Origin of the sequence: Helicovermis profundi, from assembly GCF_033097505.1 — a bacterium.
GTDB classification, from domain to species: Bacteria; Bacillota; Clostridia; order Peptostreptococcales; family Acidaminobacteraceae; genus Helicovermis; species Helicovermis profundi.
On record NZ_AP028654.1, the window covers coordinates 2,056,031 to 2,082,357 of the forward strand.

General features: G+C 28.1%; 26 protein-coding genes. 3 read left to right on the top strand and 23 right to left on the bottom strand.

Annotated elements, in window-relative coordinates; genetic code table 11:
- Positions 1–75: 75 nt before the first annotated feature.
- The 15 genes from nrdR to mraZ all read right to left on the bottom strand — a co-directional run bounded on the left by nrdR (position 76) and on the right by mraZ (position 14,661).
- Positions 76–537, bottom strand: coding sequence for a transcriptional regulator NrdR (gene nrdR, locus AACH12_RS09210; protein ID WP_338535122.1), 462 nt, complete (start codon positions 535–537; stop codon positions 76–78).
- A 19-nt stretch (positions 538–556) separates the two neighbouring features.
- Positions 557–1,663: a cell division protein FtsZ gene (gene ftsZ, locus AACH12_RS09215; protein ID WP_338535123.1), complete on the bottom strand. Its 1,107-nt coding sequence runs from the start codon at positions 1,661–1,663 to the stop codon at positions 557–559.
- Between the two features lie 241 nt (positions 1,664–1,904).
- Positions 1,905–2,255, bottom strand: a complete 351-nt coding sequence (locus tag AACH12_RS09220) for a small basic family protein (RefSeq protein WP_338535124.1) — start codon at positions 2,253–2,255, stop codon at positions 1,905–1,907.
- Entirely contained in the window at positions 2,252–2,980 is a 729-nt protein-coding gene (locus AACH12_RS09225) for a DUF881 domain-containing protein (RefSeq protein WP_338535125.1), read from the bottom strand. Before AACH12_RS09225 ends, AACH12_RS09220 begins: the two co-directional genes overlap by 4 nt.
- Before the next feature lie 34 nt (positions 2,981–3,014).
- Positions 3,015–3,728 carry a DUF881 domain-containing protein gene (locus AACH12_RS09230; protein WP_338535126.1) on the bottom strand — a complete coding sequence of 238 codons (714 nt, stop codon included), beginning with the start codon at positions 3,726–3,728 and terminating at the stop codon, positions 3,015–3,017.
- A 5-nt stretch (positions 3,729–3,733) separates the two neighbouring features.
- A complete protein-coding gene (locus AACH12_RS09235) occupies positions 3,734–4,462 on the bottom strand; it encodes a cell division protein FtsQ/DivIB (RefSeq protein ID WP_338535127.1) in 729 nt (242 codons plus the stop codon).
- A gap of 25 nt (positions 4,463–4,487) precedes the next feature.
- Entirely contained in the window at positions 4,488–5,582 is a 1,095-nt protein-coding gene (locus AACH12_RS09240) for a UDP-N-acetylglucosamine--N-acetylmuramyl-(pentapeptide) pyrophosphoryl-undecaprenol N-acetylglucosamine transferase (protein ID WP_338535128.1), read from the bottom strand.
- A gap of 11 nt (positions 5,583–5,593) precedes the next feature.
- A complete protein-coding gene (gene ftsW / locus AACH12_RS09245) occupies positions 5,594–6,673 on the bottom strand; it encodes a putative lipid II flippase FtsW (protein ID WP_338535129.1) in 1,080 nt (359 codons plus the stop codon).
- A 1-nt stretch (position 6,674) separates the two neighbouring features.
- The gene (gene murD, locus AACH12_RS09250) at positions 6,675–8,027 is read right to left on the bottom strand and encodes a UDP-N-acetylmuramoyl-L-alanine--D-glutamate ligase (protein WP_338535130.1); all 1,353 of its coding nucleotides are present in this window, start codon (positions 8,025–8,027) and stop codon (positions 6,675–6,677) included.
- Positions 8,028–8,035: 8 nt separating this feature from the next.
- Entirely contained in the window at positions 8,036–9,001 is a 966-nt protein-coding gene (gene mraY, locus AACH12_RS09255) for a phospho-N-acetylmuramoyl-pentapeptide-transferase (protein ID WP_338535131.1), read from the bottom strand.
- Entirely contained in the window at positions 8,982–10,481 is a 1,500-nt protein-coding gene (locus tag AACH12_RS09260; RefSeq protein ID WP_338535132.1) for a UDP-N-acetylmuramoyl-L-alanyl-D-glutamate--2,6-diaminopimelate ligase, read from the bottom strand. Before AACH12_RS09260 ends, mraY begins: the two co-directional genes overlap by 20 nt.
- A gap of 60 nt (positions 10,482–10,541) precedes the next feature.
- Complete coding sequence (locus AACH12_RS09265; protein WP_338535133.1) at positions 10,542–12,512, bottom strand: penicillin-binding transpeptidase domain-containing protein; 1,971 nt, start codon at positions 12,510–12,512, stop codon at positions 10,542–10,544.
- Between the two features lie 196 nt (positions 12,513–12,708).
- Entirely contained in the window at positions 12,709–13,239 is a 531-nt protein-coding gene (locus AACH12_RS09270; RefSeq protein WP_338535134.1) for a cell division protein FtsL, read from the bottom strand.
- Between the two features lie 43 nt (positions 13,240–13,282).
- Positions 13,283–14,215, bottom strand: coding sequence for a 16S rRNA (cytosine(1402)-N(4))-methyltransferase RsmH (rsmH, locus tag AACH12_RS09275; protein WP_338535135.1), 933 nt, complete (start codon positions 14,213–14,215; stop codon positions 13,283–13,285).
- Between the two features lie 14 nt (positions 14,216–14,229).
- Complete coding sequence (gene mraZ, locus AACH12_RS09280; RefSeq protein ID WP_338535136.1) at positions 14,230–14,661, bottom strand: division/cell wall cluster transcriptional repressor MraZ; 432 nt, start codon at positions 14,659–14,661, stop codon at positions 14,230–14,232.
- Positions 14,662–14,993: 332 nt separating this feature from the next.
- Between mraZ and AACH12_RS09285 the strand changes: the two genes are divergently transcribed.
- Positions 14,994–16,703 (top strand): IS1634 family transposase, encoded by a 1,710-nt coding sequence (locus tag AACH12_RS09285; protein WP_338537331.1) that lies wholly within the window; start codon positions 14,994–14,996, stop codon positions 16,701–16,703.
- Positions 16,704–16,963: 260 nt separating this feature from the next.
- Here the strand turns inward: AACH12_RS09285 and lgt are convergent, their stop codons facing one another.
- The 3 genes from lgt to yfmF are packed head-to-tail and all read right to left on the bottom strand — an operon-like array spanning position 16,964 to position 20,309.
- On the bottom strand, positions 16,964–17,713 hold the full coding sequence (gene lgt, locus AACH12_RS09290) for a prolipoprotein diacylglyceryl transferase (RefSeq protein WP_338535137.1): 750 nt from the start codon (positions 17,711–17,713) through the stop codon (positions 16,964–16,966).
- Positions 17,714–17,740: 27 nt separating this feature from the next.
- Positions 17,741–19,027, bottom strand: a complete 1,287-nt coding sequence (gene yfmH, locus AACH12_RS09295) for an EF-P 5-aminopentanol modification-associated protein YfmH (RefSeq protein ID WP_338535138.1) — start codon at positions 19,025–19,027, stop codon at positions 17,741–17,743.
- Positions 19,002–20,309, bottom strand: a complete 1,308-nt coding sequence (yfmF, locus tag AACH12_RS09300; RefSeq protein WP_338535139.1) for an EF-P 5-aminopentanol modification-associated protein YfmF — start codon at positions 20,307–20,309, stop codon at positions 19,002–19,004. Before yfmF ends, yfmH begins: the two co-directional genes overlap by 26 nt.
- 257 nt (positions 20,310–20,566) lie before the next feature.
- On the opposite strand from yfmF, the gene ychF reads away from it, so the two are divergent.
- Entirely contained in the window at positions 20,567–21,658 is a 1,092-nt protein-coding gene (gene ychF / locus AACH12_RS09305; RefSeq protein WP_338535140.1) for a redox-regulated ATPase YchF, read from the top strand.
- Between the two features lie 156 nt (positions 21,659–21,814).
- Here ychF and AACH12_RS09310 read toward each other — a convergent pair whose 3' ends face one another.
- The 4 genes from AACH12_RS09310 to AACH12_RS09325 form a co-directional block, all read right to left on the bottom strand.
- Entirely contained in the window at positions 21,815–22,642 is an 828-nt protein-coding gene (locus AACH12_RS09310; RefSeq protein ID WP_338535141.1) for an exodeoxyribonuclease III, read from the bottom strand.
- 43 nt (positions 22,643–22,685) lie between these two features.
- The gene (locus AACH12_RS09315) at positions 22,686–23,189 is read right to left on the bottom strand and encodes a GNAT family N-acetyltransferase (protein ID WP_338535142.1); all 504 of its coding nucleotides are present in this window, start codon (positions 23,187–23,189) and stop codon (positions 22,686–22,688) included.
- 107 nt (positions 23,190–23,296) lie between these two features.
- Positions 23,297–23,518 carry a YdbC family protein gene (locus AACH12_RS09320; RefSeq protein ID WP_338535143.1) on the bottom strand — a complete coding sequence of 74 codons (222 nt, stop codon included), beginning with the start codon at positions 23,516–23,518 and terminating at the stop codon, positions 23,297–23,299.
- Between the two features lie 16 nt (positions 23,519–23,534).
- On the bottom strand, positions 23,535–24,239 hold the full coding sequence (locus AACH12_RS09325; protein ID WP_338535144.1) for an HAD family hydrolase: 705 nt from the start codon (positions 24,237–24,239) through the stop codon (positions 23,535–23,537).
- 147 nt (positions 24,240–24,386) lie between these two features.
- Here AACH12_RS09325 and AACH12_RS09330 point away from each other — a divergent pair, with 147 nt between their 5' ends.
- Entirely contained in the window at positions 24,387–24,950 is a 564-nt protein-coding gene (locus AACH12_RS09330; protein ID WP_338535145.1) for an HD domain-containing protein, read from the top strand.
- Between the two features lie 88 nt (positions 24,951–25,038).
- On the opposite strand, the gene AACH12_RS09335 is transcribed toward AACH12_RS09330, so the two are convergent.
- Complete coding sequence (locus tag AACH12_RS09335) at positions 25,039–26,202, bottom strand: DUF2087 domain-containing protein (protein WP_338535146.1); 1,164 nt, start codon at positions 26,200–26,202, stop codon at positions 25,039–25,041.
- Positions 26,203–26,327: the final 125 nt, after the last annotated feature.

A 26,327-nucleotide genomic window follows, 5' to 3' on the forward strand; every position in this document is an offset into this window, starting at 1 on the left:
TTAAAATACTTTATAATAGTAAACAGTATACCTACTTACTACAAATAGATAAAACTCCCAAAATGGGAGTTTTTCTTAATTGTTTTTTTCATTTAATAATTTTGTAAGTTCATCTATAAAAGAATTAATATCCTTAAATTGCCTATAAACAGAAGCAAATCTGACGTAAGCTACTTCGTCTAAATCTTTTATTAAATCAATTACAAGTTCTCCTATTTTAGTTGAATGGATTTCTTTATCCATTGTATTGTGAAGTTTTAATTCCACTTTATCAATTAATTTCTCCATCTGCTCGATAGAAACTGGCCTTTTTTCACAAGCCCTTATTATTCCATTTAACAATTTTTTCTTATCATAAAGCTCACGTGTACCATCTTTTTTTACAACAATTAAAGGAGTTTCTTCAATCTTTTCGTATGTAGTGAACCTTCTCTTACACTTAGAACACTCTCTTCTTCTTCTAATTGAATGACCTTCGTCGGTTGGACGAGAGTCTACAACTTTTGATTCAGTGTAACTACAATATGGACAATTCACTTACAATCACGCTCCATTTCTATCTTTTTCTTCTTAAAAAAGTAGGGATTTCAAATTCTTCTGAATCAGAGTTTTCAATTTCTATTTCTTCAACAGACTCTTCTTTTTCTTCAACTGTTTCGACTTTACTTCTTTTTACTTCTTTAGTTTTATTTTTAATAGCCTCACTTTTATTTACATCAAATCCAGTAGCAATAACTGTTATTCTTATCTCATCTTTTAAAGCCTCATCAATAACAGCACCAAAAATAATATTTGCATCTTCATCAGCTGCTTCCGATACTATTTCAGCAGCTTCATTTACATCAAATAACCCAAGTGAAGAACCACCAGTAATATTAAGAAGTACTCCCTTAGCTCCATTTATAGTTGTTTCAAGTAGAGGAGAGTGTATAGCTTGCTTTGCTGCTTCTTGTGCTTTATTTTCTCCACTTGCTCTACCAACGCCCATATGAGCAAGTCCTTGTTCAAACATAATAGTTTTAACATCAGCAAAGTCAAGATTTACAAGCCCTGGTACAGTAATCAAGTCAGAAATACCTTGAACACCTTGTTTTAATACATCATCTGCAATTTTAAATGCATCTACAATTGAAGTTCTTTTTTCAGCAACTTCAAGTAATCTATCATTTGGAATTGTGACAAGAGTGTCAACTTTATCTCTTAATTCAGCGATTCCACTTTCGGCATGTGTATTTCTTCTTTTACCTTCAAAAGTAAATGGTTTCGTTACTACTCCAACAGTTAAAATGCCCATTTCTTTAGCAATTTCTGCAACAATTGGTGCAGCACCAGTTCCGGTTCCACCGCCCATACCAGCAGTTACAAATACCATATCAGCACCTTGAAGTGCTTGATATATATCGTCTTTACTCTCTTCAGCAGCCTTTTGTCCAATTTCAGGATTCGCTCCCGCTCCAAGACCTCTTGTTAATTTTTCACCAATTTGTATTTTGTATTCAGCCTTCGAATTATAAAGTGCCTGTTTATCTGTGTTTACAGCTACAAATTGAACCCCTGTTAAACTTGCATCAATCATTCTATTTACGGCGTTATTTCCACCACCACCAACTCCAACAACTCTAATTTGAGCAAACTGTTCCATATCTATATCGAATTCTAACATTTAAGAGCCCCCTTTAATATATAAAAGAAAAATAATCATTCGACATTTTTCGCATATTTTTATTATCATTCAAGTTATGACTCAATTTCAAGCCATACACCTAATATAAATAATACCATATTTTTTGATTAATAAATACAATTTTCTTGTCTTTTTTTTCAATTTCTTAAAAAAAACATACTATATGTAACATTTTTTTATTTTTATACACAATATATATTGAATTCAACTAATATTATAATTATTCGACTCTCTTTTTTCTAATATTTTCAATAATAATCCTTCTAATAATTGCTAAGTTATTAAATAACCTAACGCCAAAAGCAAAAATAGCTGCATAATATAAAGGAACACCAAGATTATCTCCAATATACGCTAAAAGTCCTGCCATTAATGCATTAATAAAAAATCCAGAAATAAATATTACTGGATCAAATTTTTCCATCATGCTCGCTCTTACTCCGCCAAAAACTGAATCAATAGCGGCTAGTATTCCTACCGATACATATAAAGAATATGTAGCTGCAAGCGAAAGTGGCAGTAGTAATCCAATAGCCACTCCTAATAAAATTCCAAGTAACGCAATAATCATTTTTCTTCACTTCCTTTATCATCATGAGTATAATTTGAATAAATAAGTTCACTATATTTTGGAATAACAATACTCACACTTGTATTTACTTCAACAAACAATCCCCAATCTCTCAATATATTTCCATATCTACCTGGAGCATTAATAGCAGATTCCAAATATGTTCGATTACCTATAGCCTTAATTATAAAAGGCTGAGCAAAAACTGAATTATTCACTTTTATAGTTGGTCCAGTACAGTGTACTATTGATTTTCCAAAAAGTATTCTTTGACCATTTATAGAAATAGCTTCAGCTCCAGCATTTCTTAAATCAGTAATAATTTTTTTTATATCTAAGTCGTGAACTAATACATTATTAGGATTTTCATTATTTAAAAGTTCTCGGTCCCCATCAGAAATAATTACAATTATACCTTCACCTCTCACTCTTGAAAGTCCTGCAAATTTAATTATTTCATCAAGATTTTTTTTAAGAGTTTTTTCTAATTCAAAGTAATTTTCACTATTTTCATATTCATTAACTTTATTTTCAATTTCTAATTTAGTTTTTTTTATCTGCTCAATTTCAGCTTTTTCACTTTCAATTTGCGTATACAAATAATCAATATCCTGTATCTTAACGTATTTAAATCCTGTTCTAAGTATTCTAAATTGAACAGCAACCAAAACTCCTAAAATTAGCATTAAAGCAAATAAACTTGCTTTTGAACTTTTTCTTTTCATTTTACACCTCTAGGCGAGTGAATTGTACAATACTCTATTCCTTAGTTTTTGCGTATATAAAATTTGTAATACCAGTATATTTTTTTATACTTACTTCTTCAGCTTTTTTCGTATCAACAAGATAACCTCGACTCCTAATCGTACTAACAATTCCAAATCTTTGATTTATTGCACCATCTAAGGTATCTTTATTTCCAATAACTTTAATAATATAGGGTGTTGACTGTGGAATTGTATTAATGTTAATAGAATTTCCTGCTGCTCTTATTTCTGAGTAGCTAGTAAGCCTTTGATTATTAATCATAATTGCTTCAGCACCTGCAGAATTTAACTCATTTACTAAATTAATTATTAATTCATAGTCGTAAACGATATTAATATCATCAGAGTAATTTAAATCTTTTGGTGGATTATCTATCGTTATAATTATACCTTCACCTGAAACGTCTGTCAGCCCTGAAAAAGATTTGTATTTCTGGGCATCTGATCTTAATTTATTTATCATAATGTTGTCACTTGAAGCTGCTTCTTCAATCGATTTAAGTTTTTTATCTAATTCATCAAACTCAGATTGAAGCTTTGATTTCTGGCTCCTCAACTGGCTAACTTCATTAATTAATTCTGTTGATTTAATATGAGGACTCATACCATGAAAATAATTTCTTTGAACTATTCTAAACTGAAATGCAATTATTATACCTAGGATTACACATACAATTCCAATCCATATCTGATCTTTTTTCATCATTTTACCTACTCTCCAAATGGTTTATACAAAGGTAGACCTTTATTACTAACATCAATGATACCAGAATTTACTCCTTTATTTACAAGAGCCTCATAGATATCAACGAAATCATTAAATTTTCTTTCTATATCGTCGCCTTTGCCGAATTTTGCTTTAAAAGCATCACTTATTTGAACATTTAAACTTCCATCACTATAATTAATTTTTGGTTTAAAATCTATATGCGATTTTGATAATAGTTTTATAAGAAGTGTCGCGTTTTTCAATACTGATTCATTATATACTTCTATCTTTTTACCTACAATAAAGTCTTTAAGTAAAAATCCTTCAATAATAAAAATATCTCCTGTTTTATCAGATACTGATAAAACATTTAGTTCATCATCTATCGTAATATATAAATTAGAATATTCTATTACTGAAAATTCTTTTCTATACGTAAAATCAAAGATCAAAGTACTCGGATATACAATTTTAAGGGAAGCATTTTTTATAAATGGTTCTAATTTAACTTTTGAAATAAGACTTTTTTTGTTAATTAAAAAAATAGACTTTTCATTTTTTAGAAATCCCATCGCCTTATAAATATCTTTTTCATTAACATTTGCATTAAGATTATATTCTATTTTATTAACTTTAAATAAAGGACTCAAAAACACTAAAAAACCTAATAATAATATTATCACAATTGTTGTTAATTTAATAACAGTTTTTTTTCTTTTATTTTTGCTCAATATTGCCTCCGTACTTTCTAAAGTGTCATCTATCATTTAAAATAGTGTCAACTATAACCTTAGCTGCATTGACATCTTCAATTTTCGCAGATTTATATTTATTTATACTAGTTCTATCAATCGAAAAATTTTTAATCATATTAATAATATTTACATATACCATATCTTTTTCTAGAATAACTATTGCACTTCCCTTTTCTTTAAGAGAATTGGCATTAAATTCTTGATGATTATCTTTTACATTTGGAGAAGGAATAATAATTGCCGGTATTCCGCATGCTTCAAGCTCAGAAATTGCTCCCGCACCTGCCCTTGAAATTACAAGGTCGTATGCATTAAAATAATAAGGAAGTTCATAAGTATAAGGCAATATTTCAATATTTTTTTCGAATTTCAAATTCTCACTAAGCATTATTTTTTTAAATCTTTCATAGTATGATCTTCCAGTAATATGCGTTATTCTTACATTTTCATTGCCACTAAAAGATTTAATTATCTCGAGCATTAAATCATTTACTTTTCTTGCTCCTCCGCTTCCGCCTAGTGAAATAACATTTAATACCTCATCTTTGCACTCAAGTTTTTTTCTTGATTTTTCTCTATCCATCGTCGTAAATTCTTTTTTTATTGGATTCCCTGAATAAACAACCTTTTCTAAACTTAAATCAATTTTTTTCGTGTCTTTATGTGAAACGAAAAACTTATTAACTTTTACAAAAAGTTTTAAATTCGTTCTACCTGGAAATGCATTTTGTTCATGCACATAAGTACGAGTACCAAGTAATTGCGCTATGTATACAAGAGGAAAACTTACATAACCACCTGTTCCTATAACAATATCAGGTTTTTCTTTAATAACTATTATAAATGACTGTACAATTCCTAAAAGAACTTTAAATATTGTTTTTATTAATGAAATGATTTTTCTTGATTGAATACCACTAGCTTCAATTCCTAAAAACTCATATCCTTCTTTTTTTGCAATTTCACATTCTATACCTTTTTTTAAACCAACATATTTTATAATGTTTTTTTTGTTTCGTCTTTTAAATTCATTCGCAATAGAGATAGCTGGATTAACATGACCAGCAGTTCCACCGCCCGTAATTAATATTTTCATTTTTATCCCCTTTAGTGCCTAGAAATATTTAACAATATTCCTATAGAGCTCATCATAATTACTAGCGAATTGCCTCCGTAACTTATAAATGGTAGAGCAATTCCTGTAGCCGGTAATATTGCAGATGCAACACCTACATTAACTATAACTTGGATAGCAATCATAGCTGATATACCAGATGCGAGTAAACATCCAAATAAATCTTTAGAAGTAGAAGCAATTTTAATTCCTCTATATATAAGTATTAAAAATAGTAGTAATACAAAAACTACTCCTATGAATCCAAGTTCTTCACCAATTGTAGCAAAAATAAAATCATTTTGAGGTTCTGGAATATAAAGTTTATTTTGAGTGCTTTGACCAAGTCCAACTCCAAAAATACCCCCTGAACCTAGGGCATATAGAGATTGTGTAACTTGCCATCCTTCTCCAAGTGGATTAGAACCGGGTTTTAGTAAAGTCATCATCCTCTTTAACCTATATTCAGCTGAAAATGCAAATCCAACAATTGCAAGTATTCCAGCAAACATCATAATTCCTAATTGTGAAAGCTTTGCTCCAGAAATAAAAAGCATAGATATAACTATAAGAGAAATGGTAACTGCAGTACTTAAATTTGGTTGAAGCAAAATCAAACAAAAATTTAGGGCAATAATTAAAATATACGGAAGAACACCATTCTTAAAATCTTTTATATTCTCCCCTTTGTTTGACATCGTACTCGCACAAAAAATGATACATGCCAGTTTTGCAAATTCTGATGGCATAAATGTAGTAATACCTACATCTATCCATCTTTTTGCTCCATTTACTTCTATTCCAAGTGGCGTTAATACAACAATCAAGAAAGTAATTGATACAATCATAATTGGTAAAGATAATTTTTTTAACTTCCGATAATCATACAGTGCAAAAAATACCATTAATACTAATCCTACACCCGCAAAAATCAATTCTTTTCTAAAAAACAGAAATTTATCTTTCCAAAGAGAAAGCGCAAAATAATAGCTTGAACTAAAAACCATCATAATTCCAATAAATATTAAAAACATTACTACAATAAATAATACAAAATCAAATGGCTTTTTCATCTTAACCCCTTAAATTACTTACAATTTCTTTAAATTCTTTTCCTCTGTGTTCATAACTTTTGTACATATCCCAACTTGCACAAGCAGGTGATAAGAGAACATTTTCTCCCTTGCTAGCTTTTTTAAACGATTCTTCAATAGCTTCTTTTAAAGTGTCAACTATTATATAATTAGTAAATTCATTCTTTTTAGCAGCTAATGCAATAATATTTTTCGTTTCACCGAAAAGTATTAATTCTTTCACTTTATCATCAAATGATTTAATAAAATCATCAAATTCACTTTTTTTATCCATTCCACCAGCAATTAAAAAAGTTTTACCTTTCATTGCTTGAATAGCTTTTATTGACGCATCAGGATTAGTACCTTTGGAATCATTATAATATGATACCCCATTTATTTTATCAACAAATTCTATTCTATGTTCAACACCTTTAAAAGTTTTAAGAGTATATCTTATAACGTCTAATCCTATACCAGAGTAATAAGAAATTAGAATAGCTGCCATTGCGTTTTCAAGATTATGTTCTCCAAGTATAAATATATCATTTTTATCCATTACGTGCATTGTTTTGCCTTTAGATTTAATAACAATAATATTTCCATCAAGAAAGACTCCGTCATTAACTTTTTCTTTCAAAGAAAAAAACTTTACATTCGAAGATACATTTAATGCAATTTTTCTTGTTATCAAATTATCATAATTCAATACCAAAATATCATTCTTTGACTGATTTAAAAACACATTAGATTTTGCATCAATATAATTTTTCATTGTTTTATGTCTATTTAAATGATCTGGTGTAATATTTAAAATTGCCGCAATATGCGCACTAAAACTTGAAATACTCTCTAGTTGAAAACTGCTTAATTCTGTAATCAAATAATCATCTTTTTTGCAAGAAAGTGCAACAGAAATAGCAGGCACACCAATGTTTCCTACTACATAAGCTTTTTTATGTGCATTTTCAAATATTTCACCAACGAGTGCTGTCGTTGTTGTTTTTCCATTTGTTCCAGTAATACCAATAAAATGCTTGGAAAGAGAGAGTCTATAAGCAAGTTCTATTTCACCAATAACATCTATATTATTTTCTTTAGCTTTTACTATAAATTCTAAATCAGTAGGTACTCCTGGAGAAAGAATCATAGTTCCACAATCCTTTATCTCACTTAGGTTAGGATGTCTGCCAAGAATTTTTTCATCATATAATCCATTAATTGATAAAAGTATTTCTTTTAAACTTTCATCTGTTTTTATATCGTTAATAGTCAAAGAAAATCCAAGTTCTTTTAAAATTTTTAAAGTTGATATACCGCTTTTAGCAATTCCTACAACTAATACTTTTTTCATTTTTCCCCCTAATGAAATAGAACAAAATATCCAATCAGTGATAACAAGACAGAAACAAGCCAAAATACTTTTACAACTTTTGTCTCTTTCCAACCAGATAATTCGAAGTGATGGTGAAGAGGACTCATTTTGAAAATTCTTTTGCCCGTAAGTTTGAAATAACTCACTTGAAGAATAACTGAAAACGTTTCAGCTACAAAAATACCACCAACAATTATCAATATAATTGGCTCTTTTAAAACAATTGATATCGAAGCAATAGCGCCTCCAAGCGCAAGCGAACCAACGTCACCCATAAAAACTTTTGCAGGATATTTATTAAACAATAAAAAGCCTAAACAAGCCCCAGTAATTGAGATAGTTACAAATGATACATGAAATTCACCAAGTTTATAAGCTACTATCGAAAAAAATAAAGTTACTATAATGCTTACTCCACTTGAAAGTCCATCAAGTCCATCCGTTAAGTTTACACTATTACTTACTCCCACTAATAAAAACACAATAAAGGGAATATAAAATATTCCTAAATCTAAATTATGCTTTATAAATGGAATATGAATGTCTGTACCAAGTTTGATACTATAAATAGCAATTATTAGACTCACTATAAGTTGTCCTAAAATCTTTTGCTTTGCAGTTAATCCTAAATTTCTTTTAAGCCCGATTTTTATATAATCGTCAATAAAACCTACTAATCCAAAAAACATAAGTCCCATTATAATAACTAATGTCTTATCACTGAAATTTAAAGAAATTAGAAAAGAAGCAAGAATAGCTGTTAAAATGATTAATCCACCCATTGTAGGTGTACCTGTTTTAACTTGATGGCTTTTAGGTCCTTCTTCCCTTATACTTTGACCAAATTTCATTTTCTTTAGCAGAGGAATTATAAATGGTGCTAAAATAACCGCACTTAGAAATGAAATTATAAACGATAAAAACATATTAATATTAATACTTTCTACAATCATCTTTTTTTACCTCTCCTAGTATATTATGAACTACTTCTCTATCATCAAAATCTATTGTTTTATCATTAAGAATTTGATAAGTCTCATGCCCTTTTCCAGCAATAAGTAAAGTATCGTTTAAGTCCATTTTATCTATCCCTTTTTTTATAGCTAAAAATCTATCAGGTTCTAAAAGAACTTTGCTTTTATTGATATCTGTAATTCCTTCAACTATATCATCAATAATAAGAAGTGGATTTTCACTTCTTGGATTATCACTAGTAACAATTACAAAATCAGCATTCTCAGATGCAATTGTTCCCATAATTGGTCTTTTAAATTTATCTCTATCTCCACCGCAACCAAAAACAACTCCAACTTTTCCTTTTGTAAATTCTTTTGCAATTTCAATAACTTTTTCTAGTGCATCTGGAGTGTGAGCATAATCTACAATAATATTAAAATTTTGTTTATTTTCAACCCTTTCAAGTCTCCCTCTAACAGATTTTATTCTACTTAAAGATTCAGTAATATCATCAGCCTTAAAATCAAGAGCTATCATTGCTCCAACAGCTCCCATAACGTTATAAATATAAATATTCCCAGGGAGATTAATATTAACTCTCTTAGAAAAAATAGGAGTTATTAAATCAAAGGAAGAACCACTTTCATTAAGTTCTATATTTTGAGCCATAATATCAGCTTTTTTATTTATTGATGTAGAAAATGATTTTACGCCGTTTTCTCTTAACTCAAAGTATAGTCTTTCACCGTATTCGTCATCAATATTAATTACATTTCCGTCAGTTGTTAAGTAAAAGAGCTTCTTCTTCTCAGAAAAATAGTCTTCGAAACTATTATGAAAATCCAAATGATCTTCTGTTAAATTTGTAAAAATACCAACATTATAGTCTAAGGCATTTACTCTGTTTAGCGCTAACGAATGGGATGAAACCTCCATAATTGCATAATTAATTTTTTTATCAACCATCTCAGAAAACATTCTACCAAGTTCATGAGATTCTGGTGTTGTAACACTAGATTTATAAACTTTATCATCAATCTTATTTTCAATAGTACCAAAAAGTCCTGTTTTTAGACCAAGGTAATTAATCATATTATTTAAAATACTTGCAGATGATGTTTTCCCATTAGTACCAGTTATTCCAATCAATTTTAATTTAGACGTTGGATTACCATAAAAATTATTTGATAATATCGCAAGAGCCTCTCTTGAATCATCGACCAAAACGTAATTAATGCCATTATTTTCAAAGTCTTGGTCAAAATATTTCTTATTGTCAAGAATAATTAATCTAGCTCCTCTTTCAATCGCATTTTTTATATACAAATGTCCATCTACTTTATATCCTTTTATTGCAACAAAGCATCCACCTTTTATTATTTTCTTAGAATTATTTTCAATACATGTAATATCATTTGTAATTTCAATTTTTTTATCAATAATATTTACACCTTTAAGTAGTTGAATTAATTTCATTTTTTCCTCCAAATATTAGTAAAAAGAAGCTTCTAAATTATATCACATATTTATGTTTGTTTACTCACCAAAACTCAAAACAATTGTTGTTTTCTCATTAATTTTCGTACCAGCATATGGAAACTGCTTTTTTACAATTAAATTTTCATCTTTAATTGATAAAGGATTAGTTGTTAAAATTAATCCTGAAGCTTTTGCAATACCTTTAGATATTTTTAAAGTTTTACCAACAAAATTTGGCATATTAATTGATTTAGATTCATTATTGAAATTTGGTTCAACCTTTAAATATCTAAGCGTAGGTTCCATTATATCTTTAGCAATAGGTGCAGCAATAACACTTCCATAAGTTGAATCTTTAGGATCATCAACTACTATTAATACGCTTATTTTAGGATTTTCAATAGGTGCGACACCGAAAAATGATGAATATGCTCTAGTATGAGAATATACTCCATTTATTAACTTTTCACTTGTCCCAGTTTTACCACCTACTCTTATACCAGGTATATATGCTTTTTTACCCGAGCCATATAAAACAACAGACTCCATCATAAGTCTTAAATCAATAGAAGTTTTTTCACTAACCACATTATTAATAACCGTAGGTTTATTTTCGAGAATAGTGTTACCCTTGTTATCAACAAATTTATCAACTACGTAAGGTTTCATTAATTTTCCACCATTTACTACTGACGAAAGTGCTGTTACAACTTGAATTGGTGTAGTTGAAAGACCATGTCCATAAGACATCGTTGCAGTATCAACTGGACCAGCTTTATTTTTTTTTAAGTAAAGTGAGGAAGCTTCAGCTGGAAGATCTATTTTAGTTTTATTAAACAATCCAAAATCCTTATAATACTTGTATAAATTATCTTTTCCAAGCTCTTGCCCAATTTGAACAAAAATTGGATTTATTGAGTTTTCAAGAGCCTCTGTTAAAGTCTGCTCTCCAAAAGGTCGGTTCTTTCGCCAATTATATATCCTTGTCCCATAAACATCAATATAACCTTTGTCAAAATATTTAGTTGATGGACTAGTAATATTTTCTTCAAGTGCAGCGGAGGCAACAAGTAGTTTAATCAAAGACCCAGGTTCATAAGTATCACTCACAGCAGGATTTCTCCAAATTTCATTCCAGTTATTTACGAGTGTACTGTCATCCATTTTATCTACTTCTTCCTTAGTATAATATCTAGATAGGTCTCTAGGATTATTGGGATCGTAGTCTGGAACAGAAGCCATAGCTAATATTTTCCCTGTTTTAGGCTCCATAACTATTGCGCTAACTTTAAGAGGGTTGTGCTCCTCGTAGGCTTTTCTTACTGCTTTTTCAGTAAAATGTTGTATTACTTCATCAATTGTTAGAACAATATTTTCGCCTTCTGTAGGCTTATAAACTTTATCATTTGAATAAGGAAGAGGTCTACCAACAACATCCGTACTTGTAATAAGCATTCCATCTTTTCCTTTTAATTTATCCTCATAATAATATTCAATTCCTGAAATACCAACATTGTCTGTAGTAGTATGTCCTAAAATATGAGATGCAAAATCAGAAAACGGATATACTCTTTTATTGTTTTCAGCTATCCAAACACCGTATATTTTTTTATTTTTAATAAGATCCGAAGTCGATTTAGATAAACCCGTGGCTATTTTAATTAAATCTTTGTCAGAATTAAGTTTTTTCAAAACATAGTCTTTTTCTTTTCCTAATATAGTAGAAATTTCTTTTGCTGCATCTGCTTTATTTTTTATCAAAGAAGGTCTTAAATAAACGTCAAAAGTTGCAACGCTATAAGCTAATTTAACTCCATTAGCATCGTAAATAATTCCACGTTTTGCAGGAATAACAATATCGCGAGTATGTTGTGCCAGTGCTTTCTTTTTGTAAATATCATTATTAATCACTTGAATATATGCAAGCCTTGTTATTAAAATTAAAAATGCAAAACAAACTAAAGCCATTGCAAATGTTAATCTTGATTTATTTAATGAAGTTGATTCATTTCTTTTTTTTCTAGACATTTTTTCTCCTATTTCAAACTACAAAATCTTAAATTTTCAAAATAAATATACATATAATTTTAACATTTTATTCTATGCATTTCTAACTATTTTTCTAGCATTTAAGTAATAAAGCTATGATTTGGAGTATATTTACAAATCATAGCTTTATCACTTATATTATTTTAGGAAAATTACATTTTCCTTACACCTATATTTACTTATCTATAAAATTGTTGATCAGTAAAGCAACATTCTTGAGTTCTTTTTTAAATTCGTTTTTCGAATCGCCAATTTTCTTTGCGTCTTTAAGTATTTTTTTGTCATTACTGGTAAGTGCATAATGCCATTTTGATCCAATATATACTATCTGTTCAGGTTTAGGGTACTGCATATTTAATTCAGTCATAGCTACTTTTTCAACATTTTCAAGTACGACTACACTTTCAAGTTTTGATAATCGATCTTCCACTTCAATATCTAGCTTCGCGCTTTCTCTTTTTAATTCATAATTGTGATATTTAAGTTCTGCGATATTTGCATAGTTATATATTAAAACTCCAAGACCTGCGCAAACAATGAACGCAAGAAAAACAGTAGAAAAAGTTATAGACAATTTTTTCTTATTTTTTTTATTTATTTTTCTTGTTTTTATTTGTTCTTGTTTATAGAGTACATTACTACTGTACAAATATTGACAGTAGTCACTATAATCATCAAACTCTTCAATTTTTCTAGCAGTTCTCATATAGAATTCCCCTTTGGCCTTTTATTAAAATAAATCACAATAATTACAATTTCATTGCAATTCTAAGTTTTGCACTTCTACTCCTTGAATTATTTTCAACTTCCTCTTTAGATGGTAGTTGAGGTTTTCTTGTAATTATCTTTAGAGTAGCTTTATGATCACACATACAAACTGGAAATTCAATAGGACAAATACATGCAGTTGCAAGTTCTTTATATGTGTTTTTAACTATTCTATCTTCCAAAGAATGAAAAGTTATAATACAAATTCTTCCGTTTTTATTAAGAACTGATGAAATATCTTCAATAGTTTTTTTTATTATAGTAAGTTCGCTATTTACTTCTATTCTAATTGCTTGAAAGGTTCTTTTTGCCGGATGAGAATTTTCCTGTCTTGCTTTTACCGGAATAGCTTTTTTAATAATTTCTACTAATTCACCAGTAGTTTCAATAGATTGTTCTGCTCTAAATTCAACTATAAATTTCGCAATTCTTCTTGACCAATTTTCTTCACCATAGTCTTTTATAATACGATTAAGTTCATCTTCACTATATGTATTAACAACATCATATGCTGAAAAATGTGAACTTCTATCCATCCGCATATCAAGAGCACCTTCACTCATATACGAAAAACCTCTTTCAGCCTTATCGATTTGATATGAAGATACTCCAAGATCCATTATCATTCCATCTATTTTTTCAATATTTAACTCTTTTAAAACATCAAGTATATTTGAAAAATTATTGTGAACTAATATCAAATTATCTTTGTACTCTTTAAGTCTTATAGCAGAGGCTTCTAGTGCATCTTTATCTTGATCAATTCCAATTAATTTACCTTTATCTAATTTACTAAGAATTAATTCAGAATGACCACCACCACCAAGTGTTCCATCGACATATATGCCGTCAGGATTAATATCTAATCCATCAACAGTTTCCTTTAGAAGTACAGTTTTATGTTTAAATTCCATATTATTCACTTTCCTTAAATACCAAGTTCTGCCATTTGTTCTGCTATTTCATCATAACTTATATTATCTGGACTATTATACTCTAGCCAATTTTCATTCGACCAAATTTCAATTCTAGTTCCAACACCAATTACTTTTACTTCTTTTTCAAGTTTTCCGTGTTCTCTAAGCGGTTTTGAAATCATTATTCTTCCCTGTTTATCGAAATTCACTTCCGAAGCACCGGAAAAGAATAATCTTACAAAAGCTCTTGCATTTTTGTTTGTAAGAGGAAGTGCTTTAAGTTTTTCTTCAAAAACATTCCACTCTGATTCAGGAAAAATAAACAAACAATTATCAAGACCCTTAGTTACATAAAAAGGCTTATTAAGTTCTTCTCTAAATTTCGAAGGAATATTAATCCTACCTTTTGAATCAATTGTATGATTAAATTCACCTATAAACATAGTTTTACACCTTCTTCAGGGACATTTACCCACAATAAACCACTTTTAGCCACTTTATATTTTTTATTATATCACTAAATTATAACTTTTAATAATTTTTTTTATTTTTTTTTAAAAAAATTATATATATAAATTTTTAATTGATATTAGCTATCAACTACTATGAAGCAAGGAACAAAAACAAAAGTATTAGCCGGAAGTTTGACAGTTGCATAAACAAAATTCTACCTCAAAGCCAATTATAGGCTTATTTTTTTGTCAAATTTTCCGTTTTACTATTGCGTAGTTTGTCGTATTGTGGTATAATGTAAGGAACAGGAGGTATTATGCTTATGAGACTTTCAACTTCTAAATCAAAAAATGCTACTTCACTTTACGTTATTAAAGATATTACTATTAAAAATAAACGAACAACTAAAATTGTAGAAAAACTTGGTACTGAAGCACAATTACGTGAAAAATTAAATGGACAAGATCCTTATGAATGGGCAAAAAAATATATAAGTGAACTTAATAAAAAAGAAAAAGAAAATAAAGTTGAGATTATTGCTAAATTTTCTGAAACTAAACAAATACCAATGGATTCTAAGGTTCATTTCAATGGTGGATATCTTTTTTTACAAGATATTTATTATGATTTAGGCCTTCATAAAATTTCAAAGCAAATTTCTGATAAATATAAATTTTCTTTTGATTTAAACAGTATTCTTTCTAGACTCATTTATACTAGAATGCTTAATCCGTCTTCTAAGCTTTCTTCTTTTAAAGCCTCTAATGACTTTATTGAACAGCCTAATTTTGAATTACAGCATATTTATAGAGCTTTAGAAATAATTTCTAAAGAATCTGATTTTATTGAATCAACTGTTTATAAAAATAGTTTAAAATTATCTAAAAGAAATACAAAAGTGCTTTATTACGATTGTACAAATTATTTCTTTGAAACTGAAAAAGCCGATGGGTTAAAACAATATGGACTTTCCAAAGAACATCGCCCTAATCCAATTGTACAAATGGGATTATTTATGGATGGGGATGGCATACCACTTGCATTTTCTATATTTGATGGAAATAAAAATGAACAGCCAAGTTTAAAACCACTAGAAAAGCGCATATTATCTGATTTTGATTTATCTAAATTTGTTGTATGTACAGATGCAGGATTAGCATCTAATACCAATAGAATATTTAATAATAAAAACGATAGAGCTTTTATTGTTACACAATCATTAAAAAAGCTTAAAAAACATCTTAAAGATTGGGCTCTTGCCCCAAATGGATGGCATTTATCAAATGAGACAAAAAATATTAATTTAGAAAATATAGATCATTCTTCAAACAATAAAGCTATTTATTACAAAGAACGTTGGATAAATGAAAATGAATTACCACAAAAATTAATAGTAACATATTCACCAAAATATAGAGCTTATCAAGAGTACATTCGAAGCACTCAAATACAACGTGCAGAAAAACTTGTTAAAAAACCTTCTAGTATCAATAAAAAGAAACAGAATGATCCAAAGAGATTTATAGATTCTATTCACTGCACTAATGAAGGTGAAATCGCTGAAAAACAGGTACTTACAATAAATAGAGACACTATTTCTGATGAAGAAAAATATGATGGATTCTACGGAGTATGTACAAATCTTGATGATAATGCTGAAACAATTATTAAAGTAAATAAAAGAAGATGGGAAATAGAAGAATCATTTAGAATTCTAAAAACTGAGTTTAAAGCAAGACCAGTATATTTAAGTAGAGATGATAGAATAAAAGCTCATTTTACAACATGTTTTCTTTCTTTATTGATATATAGGCTTTTAGAAAAGAAACTTGATGAAAAATACACTACTAAAGAATTAATAGAAACGTTAAAAAATCATAACTTTATGGAGTTAAAAGGCGAAGGATATATTCCGACATACACACGAACTGATATAACAGATGAATTACATGATAAATTTGGATTTAGAACGGATACCCAAATAATTAGTAATGCTAAAATGAAAAAAATATTAAAACAAACGAAAAAGTAAAAAAAGGTACGCACTTTTTACTACATTAAGAAACCGTGATAAACTACTGTTTGCAATAGATATCACGGTTTTTCTGCTCTACAACTGTCAAAGACGAGATTATAACTTTTAATAATTTTTTTTATTTTTTTTTTAAAAATTATATATATAAATTTTTAATTGATATTAGCTATCAACTACTATGAAGCGAGGAACAAAAACAAAAGTATTAGCATATTAATATGCTAATACTTTTGTTTTTATTTCAATTTTAATTTTTTTTATAATTTTTCTTCAACCTTATTAATCTTATATTTTCTAAATATAAATATTCCAAGCAGACCTATCACAATAAATAGAGCAGAAATAACCTGGGCTGTTCGAAAATTTCCCATCATCAAACTATCTGTTCTCAGTCCTTCAATCAAAAACCTTCCCACAGAATAAAGTATCATATAAAGCATAAATACTTCACCGTTAAATTTCTTTTTACCTTTATATTTCCATAATACAAATAAGACTAATAAATCCCACAAACTTTCATATAAGAAAGTTGGATGAACTTTAATTCCATTTACCATAATACCCCACGGTAAACTTGTTGGACCACCATGCGCCTCTTGATTAATAAAGTTTCCCCATCTTCCAATGGCTTGACCAAGTATTAACCCTAGAGCACCCATATCAAGAATATCCCAAAAATTTAATTTTTTTATCTTACAAAATATAAATCCTGCTAATACTCCAAATATAATTCCACCATGAATAGCCATGCCACCTTGACGAGTATTAATAATTTTCAAAATATCACCTTGATAATATTGCCAATTAAACACAACATAGTAAAGTCTTGCGCCAACTACTGCTGATGGAATAACAACTAATAGCAAATCGTAAATTGTATCTACATTAATATTTTTCTTTTTTGCTTGATGTATTAGCAAAAAGCCTCCAAGTAACATTCCAAGAGCCATTGTAATACCGTACCATCTTACGTCGATTCCAAACAAATTAAATGCAACCGGATTCATTATTTTTCCCTCTTTTCTATAATTATTTTATTTTACCATTGAAACAGAGAAGTTTTCAGTGTCAAAATGATTATTCATTATTTTCTTTACACCATTTACATCAAGTTCATTTAAAACATCCAAATAATCGAATAAATTTATATCTTTCATAAAATAAGAAATAAATGTATTTGCAATATACTTAATTGAATTAAAAGAACTTAAGTATCTACCTGTAAGTTTCTTCTTAATTCTTTCAAAATCTTTTTCATTAAATCCATTTTGCTTAAATTTATTGATTTCTTTTAAAATTTCTTCATTTAAGAAATCTGCTTCTTTTGTTTCTCCACCAATAACCGAATACGAAAACGTCCTTCCAAAAGAATATTCATAAGAAAAAGAATTATTAATAGTTCCTCTGTCATAATGTGTTTTGAAAAATTCACTTCCTTTTCCAAACATAAGGTCAAGAGCAATCTTAAGCGCTATATTCTTTTTCAATCTTTCTCTTGTATTTACTTCTTGAACGTTATCTTTAAAACCCATATAAAAAACAGGAATTGGAAGTTTAAAATCTTTTTCAATTCTTTTTTTGTTAACTTTTAATGGTTCATCTTTAATAAGAATTTTAGGTACTGCACCCTTACTTAAAAAGCTCTCCTTTAAAGATTTATCTGTTGCATCGACAATATCATCCATATCTAAATCTCCAATAACAAATATCATCATATTTTTTGGAGAATAGAAATAATCATAACACTCCTGAAGTTCACCTCTAGTAGTTTTCATAACAGAGTCAACACTTCCAGCTATATCGTGTTTCATAGGATGATTTTTATACATGGCTTTAAGCAGATTAAAGTAAACCGCCCAGTTTGGATCATCATCATACATTTTAATTTCTTGAGTAATAATACCCTTTTCTTTCTCAACATTTTCATCTGTTAAATGTGGAGTTTGCACAAAATCCATTAGTATATCAAAACACTCATAAAAATTATTAACAGTTGAAAACATGTAGGCTGTTGATTGATAATTGGTAAAAGCATTTACACTAGCACCAAGTTTAGCAAATTCTTCAAAAATATTTTTATCTTTTGCTTCAAAAATTTTATGCTCTAAAAAATGTGCGATGCCAAGTGGCATTGATTTGACTTCGTCTTCACCAAAAGGAATAAAATCATTGTAAAGCGCACCATATCTTGTAGCAAAATACGCATATTTTTTTTGATAATTCTTCTTTGGAATAAAATAAATTTCAAGCCCTGAAGGGTGTATTTTTTTGTATACCTCTTCTCCAAGTAGTTCGTTATACGTTTTTTCTATTTTCATCATTATTTTCTCCATCTAAATAGTATATTGTATCTTTACTAACTCTTTTCGCAACTTTGATAACATCTTCTTTTGTTACTTTTTCGTATTTTTCTTTTAATTTTACTAAATCAAATTTATGTCCAGTTAACGTTTGATTATAGTAAAAATTAATAAAAGAATTAGGAAAATCAGATATCGAATCTATTGAAGAAACAATTAAATCCTTTGCAATTCTTAAATCTTCATCTGTAAAATCACCTTCAACTATTTGTTTCATATTTTCATCAATTAATTCCAAAGTTCTATCAAAATTTTCAAATTCTACACCTGCAGATACTATCATTATGCTTTTAAATTTTTCTACTTTTGAAAAAATATAGTAACATAAGCTTTCTTTTTCACGTACATTCATAAATAACTTTGAATTACCACCACCGCCGAGAATTATACCATAGATAGTAGAAGCTTCAAATAAATCATCTTCAAAACCAGTATTAACTCTATAACCAATAGTAAGTTTCCCTTGTTTTACTTTAAAGTTTTCTCTATATTCCCTAACTTTACTAATATCAAACTTAATTTGTTCTTTAGGAATTTCAACTAAATTTGATACATTAAATTTAATTTTTTCTTTAATTATTTGTTCAACTTCATCAAAATCAATATCACCAATAACTGTAATATCTACATTTGATGATTTCAAAACATCTTGGTAATGATTATATAAGTCTACACAAGTAATTTTTTCTAATTCTTCTATTGAACCATATTGAGGAACGCTGTAAGGTTCATTTTCACACATTAATTCTATACATCTGTCCACTGCAAATTGTGTTTTATCATTAACAAGAGTTGCAATTTCATCTCTTAAATTTTCTTTTTCTTGTTCAAAATAACTTTTATTAAAAGCAATGCCTTTCTCAGTTTCTTCAAGAAAAGGATTAAAAATTAGTTCATTTAGTAAATCAACTGACTTTTTAAAAATATCCTTTTCTAATATATGTTTTTCGCTAGGAAAGTGAGATTTAAAGGTCAATGTATGCTTTTCACCGTGCTTACTTACGTCAGCGACTAAAATCGAACCATACAACTCTTCTAAATGAATATTTATTTCTTTTGAAGAAGGAAATTTTGTAGTTCCTCTTTCAAGTATTCTTGTTATCAAAGTATTTTTTGTAGCTTCCTCTTTTTTTAAAGGCCTTTTTAAATTAATAGCAATTAAATTAGTTTTAAATTTAATTGATTTCATCAAATGAAGTCTAACTCCATTTGATATTTCAACAATTTTAATATCATCTATCATTTTACCATTCCTTTTTTATACATTTTTTATTTTGTGACTACTATATTATATATAAATTTAACAATTATGTGTAACATTTTAAAATAATAAAAAAAAATTAACATTCTATTCACATTTATTAAAATTTTATCGTATTTTATATTGAATAGATTTTTATTATAATATATAATGAATTTTGTATGTAAAACTTAAATAATTGTTATCCGATTATTATAAATATATTAATTGTTTAATTTTTTAGCGAAAGGAAGATATAAATGAAATTAGGAATCGTAGGATTACCAAATGTAGGAAAAAGCACACTCTTTAATGCAATTACAAAAGCTGGCGCAGAATCTGCAAATTATCCATTTTGTACAATTGAACCAAATGTTGGTGTAGTTGCAGTTCCAGATAAAAGACTTGATGTGCTAAGAGAAGTATATAATTCAAAGAAAAATGTGCCTACTGCAATTGAATTTTATGATATAGCAGGACTAGTTAAAGGAGCTTCTAAAGGCGAAGGATTAGGAAATAAATTTTTAAGCCACATTAGAGAAGTAGAAGCAATAGTACACGTAGTACGTTGCTTTGAAGACGAAAATGTAGTTCATGTTGACGGAGAAGTTGGACCTTCTAAAGATATTGAAACAATCAATTTAGAACTTATTTTTTCAGATTTAGAACTTATTGAAAGAAGATTATTTAAAACTCAAAAAGGACTAAAAGCTGATAAAAGTTTAAAAGTAGAACTTGAATTACTTACAAAACTTAAAGAAACTCTTGAAGATGGATTTTCTGCTAGAACAATCGAATTTAATGATGAAGAAATTAAATTTGTAAAATCTCTTAACTTATTATCTTTCAAACCAATTATATATTGTGCAAATATTAGTGAAGACGATATAGTAAATGGAAATGAAAATAACTATGTAAAAGAAGTAAGAAAAATAGCAGATACTGAAAATGCTGAAGTTATAACTATTTGCGCTAAAATCGAGCAAGAAGTTTCTGAACTTGAAGAAGATGAAAAAGAAGAATTCTTAAACGAACTTGGATTAAAAGAATCTGGACTAGATAAACTTATAAGATCAAGTTATCACTTACTTGACTTAATTTCTTTCTTAACTGCTGGACCGCTCGAAGTAAGAGCTTGGACAATTAAAAAAGGAACAAAAGCACCACAAGCTGCTAGTAAAATACATTCAGATATAGAAAGAGGATTTATTAGAGCGGAAACTATTGCATTTGAAGATTTAAAAGAACATAGAACTATGGCTGCTGCAAAAGAAAAAGGATTAGTTAGACTTGAAGGAAAAGATTACATTGTTAAAGATGGAGATGTTATTGTATTTAGATTCAACGTTTAAATAACAAAATTTTTAAAAACCTGCAAAAGCTTGAGTTTTCATTAGCTTTAGCAGGTTTTCTTTATCAACTTTTATTATAGTAAGAATTATAAGCTAATATTACAAAACCCATTAATACTGTTTTACTATCGGTATTAATGGGTTTTTTAATGTGTATTATAAATCTATTTCCAATAAAATTGGTGTATGATCTTGTCTATCTCCTGAGTTTATCATCTCAGATTTAACAACTTTTTCAGTTAGTCTATCACTAACTAACCAGTAATCAATTCTCCAGCCTGAATTATTTATTTTACTCGTTTTTACCCTTTGTGCCCACCAAGAATACATACCTACGGCATCACCATGCATATATCTAAAAGTATCTGTAAATCCTTTTTTTAATAAATTTGTAAAACCAAGACGCTCTTCATCTGTAAAACCTGCGGACCTATGATTGTTTTTTGGATGTGCTAAATCTATCTCTTTATGCGCTACATTATAATCACCTGTAGCTAAAACTGGTTTTTCTTTATCTAGATTTTTGAGATACTCAGCGTAGTTTATATCCCAAATTTGCCTTTCTTTGAGTCTTTTTAGACCATCACCTGCATTAGGTGTATAAACTTGAGTAAGATAAAATTTTCCAAAATCTAAAGTAATAATTCTACCTTCTATATCCATTGTATCTGGAGCTTCAATTTTAGGATAGAAAACTTTCGGTGAATATTTGTCTTTATATAGAAACATAGTGCCAGCATAACTTTTTCTAGCTGGTTGTTGAGAACTTCTCCATACATATGAATAACCTTTAAAATAATTTGCTAAATGTTCCATATGCTTTTTACTAGGACCAGTAGCTGGTAATTTAGTTTCTTGTAAAGCAATTACATCTGGATCTTTTTCTATAATTGTATCAAATACTTTCCTTGTTAGTTGCGCCCTATTTGAATCACTTGTTAAGGCAGCATTTAATGAATCAATATTCCATGAAATAAGTTTCAATTTGTTCTCCTTTATAATTAATATTTCGCGTATCCTATATTTTTTATTCTTTAAACTCACTTTTCAATATTGAAAAAACAATTAAATCAATATATTTACCATCAACTTTATGTGCTTCTCTTAAAATTCCCTCTCTAGTCATACCTAATTTTTCATAGATATGAATACCTTTATCATTATTAGAAAAAGCATCTAACCAAAATCTATTGGTTTCACCATTATTAAAAGCGTACTTCATAAGTCCTTTTATAACTTCAGTTCCATATCCTAATGATTTTTTTTCAATAACAATTCTTCTAAGTTCAAAAACATCTGAGAGTTCATCTACTACTGATAAAATAAATCCTACTTTATCTTTGCTCTTAGCTTCTTCAACAATAAAAAGAAGTTCATTTTCAGACTTTATTTGTTTTAAATGAGTTTCAAAAGACTCATTATACACGAATCCTTTATTCTCATCTTGATTTTCTAAATCCATAATATATTCTATATCTGTTTCATTTGCATTCCTAATAAGTAATCTTTCACTAGTAAAAACATTAAACATTTTAATCCTCACTTTCTATAAGAAACTTTTAAAAAACTACTACAAAACATATATACCCAATATATTATTTTTTATCACAAATTATAAAACAAATTAATAATATTATTTTAGAATTCAATATTATTTAAAGCATCTCTTAATTTAAGTATATCGTCTTTTGATAAAGTGACTCCTTTTCCCATTTTCTCATGAGTCGGATCCCAATCTCTTAAATCGTATTTAGCTTCTCTATCATTCCAACTAATTAAATTTAATTCTTTTGTCCAACCTTTAGAATTTTCAGATATAATCGCCACATTTTTCTTTATTTCGTATTTTATATTCGCCATTATTAGCCCCTTTATTTTATATTATGCTTGTGATTAATTTTTCAATATCTTTTACTAAAACCATATTTTCAGTTAAAACTTGATTTCTTTTATTTATTAGTATTGTTTTAAAACCAAATTCTCTTGGCACTTTATAGTCATTCATAAAATCGTCGCCAATAAAAACAATTTCATTTTTTTCATGATTTGATTTAATAAAAGCTTCTTCGTATATCTTGTAATCTGGTTTTGCATATCCAAAATTAATTGAAGTAATAATAAATTCAAACAAATGGTCTATTTTATTTAATTTGAGAAGTGTTTCAACTCCATTTTCTACTTTAAAATTTGAAACTATAGCAAGCTTATATTTTTCACTAAGTTTATTTAAAAGATCTCTTACTTCTTCATGGACATAACATCTTGAAAGGTAATTATTCCAAAAATTTTCTTCAAGTTTTTTAAGAACCTCTTCTTTACACTCAAGGTCTATTCTAGTGTTTTTATTAACTACATACTCATACCTTAAAAATATACTATACTCTTCATGCGTTTGAAGCTTTGATTCAATATTTTTTCTAGCATTTTCATATTCAAAGAAAAATTCATCGAAATCTTCCCAATATTTTTCAACTTTAGAACCATTAAAAGCCCAATATGCATAATCGCTCTTCTTGGGAAGTTCATACATATCAATGATAGTCTCCATACAATCGAAAAATATATATTTTATTTTATTCAAATCAACACCTCGTTTATTTATTATTACATCTTAATTTTATCATTATAATTAACTTAATTAAATAGTTAATAAAATAATTATTCTAGTCTATTAAACATTATTAATATATAATATATGAAAATACAATAAATTTTACAGGAGGTTTTTATGAATAGAGAAGATGCTTTTAAACTATTACAAGAACACGTTAAAACTGATCGACTACTTCGTCACTCATTTGCAGTAGAAGGTGCTATGATTGCTTATGCTAAAAAACTTGGAGAAAATGAAGATAGATGGGGTTTACTTGGTTTACTTCACGATATTGATTATGAAAAATTTCCAGAAGAACACCCTGATTTTGCTCCTAAACTCCTTAGTGAAACTGACTTAGGTGATGATTTTATTAATTCTATTTTATCACACGGCACAAATTCTCCTTATCCTAGAGATAGTAAAGAAAGACAGTGCCTTCATGCAGTCGATGAAATGGCTAGCTTTATTATTGCAGTCGCTTTAATGAGACCAACAAGGTTTGAAGGATTAAAGGCAAAATCGGTTAAAAAGAAAATGAAAGACAAAAGATTTGCAGCAGCTGTCGATAGAGAAGAACTCCTTACTTCAGTTGAAAGTCTTGGAACTGAATTCAATGAACACATAGATATTATAGTCAATGGATTAATAGAAGAAGAGAAAATGATAAACGCTGATGGTTATACTTTACTAGGATAAAAAACAGATGAACTTCCATTCTTTAGTGGCAGTTCATCTGTTTTTTTAAATTGCATAAATGAATTTCTAAGGCATCGGATAAATATCATTATTTTTTAACTATCTTATGATAACCTTTGTCTCCATAAGGCATTAAATTTTCTTTCCACTTTTTTTCGAGTTCTTTCATTTTTTTATGAACCAAAGTAGAATTTTCTTTTTCTTTGAATTCTTCTAAAATTTCAATAACAAAATTTTCTTTACCAAATTCATTCCAGTCGTTTTGAAGGCCTTTATTCATAAAAGTCCCCATATTAAGCTGAAAAATAATTCCATTTAGCTGTCTTATATTTCTTGAAGTTCCTAAGAAAATTTTTCCGTTTACTAAATTTTTAATTTGATAAACACCATTTATTATATCTTCACTAGCAATTTTAGCCTTATACTCTTCTCTTAATTTTTTCTTTCTATCATTCACTTTTTTAATTTCCTTTTCTTTTTTATTTAAATTTTTATCTACAATTTCTTTGACCCAATAAAAACTTCCATCTTTTTCTCTATCCATAAAACCATACTCTATTAAGTACCTTCTTATAAGAGTATAATCTTCAAGATAAATATTTTTCAAAATTTCATTTACTTCTTTTTCAGTATATTTTCTTTCAAATTCAAATTTCTTAATTATCTCTCTTAAAATAATAATTTTGTTTTTTTCTTTAGTATAAAAAGTTCTTAGTTTTCCATTAGTACCATCCGGGAAATAATTATTTATAATTTTTTTAGATTCATCATTTGTAGTATTATATCTATCATCTATCATTTTGGCAGTTTTATGCGGTTTTATTAATTCTTTATTTTGATTAATATTTTTACTTAAAATGCTCATGATTGTTACTATTGCCTTTGCTTGTTTTTCTTTTTCTTTTAACATATATCTATGATTTCTAACAGTTGAAACACTACCTATATTAAGTTTTTCTTTTATATTATAATCTGACTCACCTTTATAAAACAAATCAAGTATCTTACTTTGATGATTTGAAAAACCTGTAATCTTTTTATCAAGATTAATAAGATAATCAAATACACTAATATGCTCTTTTTCTATATGCTTAATCATTTGTTTCCTTGCGTCAAAAAAATCATCTCCATTTTTATAAACATTACCTATTTCAGTTTTAAATTCACATAACAAACAATGATATTGATCATTAATTTTACTATAGCCTTTTTCCCTATCTGAACTTTCTACCATCCAAAACAATTCATTCATATTAGCACCTACCTCTTTTTCGACACATCCATCTATAAATAAATAGATTTTTAGCAACAACATCTATTAAAATGATATTACAAGTAATATTATTTGTCAAATAAAATTTAAAATACAAAGAATAA

Coding starts and splice junctions, on each gene's coding strand:
- ftsZ (WP_338535123.1), bottom strand. CDS start 1,663: ATGTTAGAATTCGATATAGATATGGAACAGTTTGCTCAAATTAGAGTT.
- AACH12_RS09220 (WP_338535124.1), bottom strand. CDS start 2,255: ATGATTATTGCGTTACTTGGAATTTTATTAGGAGTGGCTATTGGATTA.
- AACH12_RS09225 (WP_338535125.1), bottom strand. CDS start 2,980: ATGAAAAGAAAAAGTTCAAAAGCAAGTTTATTTGCTTTAATGCTAATT.
- AACH12_RS09230 (WP_338535126.1), bottom strand. CDS start 3,728: ATGATGAAAAAAGATCAGATATGGATTGGAATTGTATGTGTAATCCTA.
- AACH12_RS09240 (WP_338535128.1), bottom strand. CDS start 5,582: ATGAAAATATTAATTACGGGCGGTGGAACTGCTGGTCATGTTAATCCA.
- ftsW (WP_338535129.1), bottom strand. CDS start 6,673: ATGAAAAAGCCATTTGATTTTGTATTATTTATTGTAGTAATGTTTTTA.
- murD (WP_338535130.1), bottom strand. CDS start 8,027: ATGAAAAAAGTATTAGTTGTAGGAATTGCTAAAAGCGGTATATCAACT.
- mraY (WP_338535131.1), bottom strand. CDS start 9,001: ATGATTGTAGAAAGTATTAATATTAATATGTTTTTATCGTTTATAATT.
- AACH12_RS09260 (WP_338535132.1), bottom strand. CDS start 10,481: ATGAAATTAATTCAACTACTTAAAGGTGTAAATATTATTGATAAAAAA.
- AACH12_RS09265 (WP_338535133.1), bottom strand. CDS start 12,512: ATGTCTAGAAAAAAAAGAAATGAATCAACTTCATTAAATAAATCAAGA.
- AACH12_RS09270 (WP_338535134.1), bottom strand. CDS start 13,239: ATGAGAACTGCTAGAAAAATTGAAGAGTTTGATGATTATAGTGACTAC.
- rsmH (WP_338535135.1), bottom strand. CDS start 14,215: ATGGAATTTAAACATAAAACTGTACTTCTAAAGGAAACTGTTGATGGA.
- mraZ (WP_338535136.1), bottom strand. CDS start 14,661: ATGTTTATAGGTGAATTTAATCATACAATTGATTCAAAAGGTAGGATT.
- AACH12_RS09285 (WP_338537331.1), top strand. CDS start 14,994: ATGAGACTTTCAACTTCTAAATCAAAAAATGCTACTTCACTTTACGTT.
- lgt (WP_338535137.1), bottom strand. CDS start 17,713: ATGAATCCGGTTGCATTTAATTTGTTTGGAATCGACGTAAGATGGTAC.
- yfmH (WP_338535138.1), bottom strand. CDS start 19,027: ATGATGAAAATAGAAAAAACGTATAACGAACTACTTGGAGAAGAGGTA.
- yfmF (WP_338535139.1), bottom strand. CDS start 20,309: ATGATAGATGATATTAAAATTGTTGAAATATCAAATGGAGTTAGACTT.
- ychF (WP_338535140.1), top strand. CDS start 20,567: ATGAAATTAGGAATCGTAGGATTACCAAATGTAGGAAAAAGCACACTC.
- AACH12_RS09315 (WP_338535142.1), bottom strand. CDS start 23,189: ATGTTTAATGTTTTTACTAGTGAAAGATTACTTATTAGGAATGCAAAT.
- AACH12_RS09320 (WP_338535143.1), bottom strand. CDS start 23,518: ATGGCGAATATAAAATACGAAATAAAGAAAAATGTGGCGATTATATCT.
- AACH12_RS09330 (WP_338535145.1), top strand. CDS start 24,387: ATGAATAGAGAAGATGCTTTTAAACTATTACAAGAACACGTTAAAACT.
- AACH12_RS09335 (WP_338535146.1), bottom strand. CDS start 26,202: ATGAATGAATTGTTTTGGATGGTAGAAAGTTCAGATAGGGAAAAAGGC.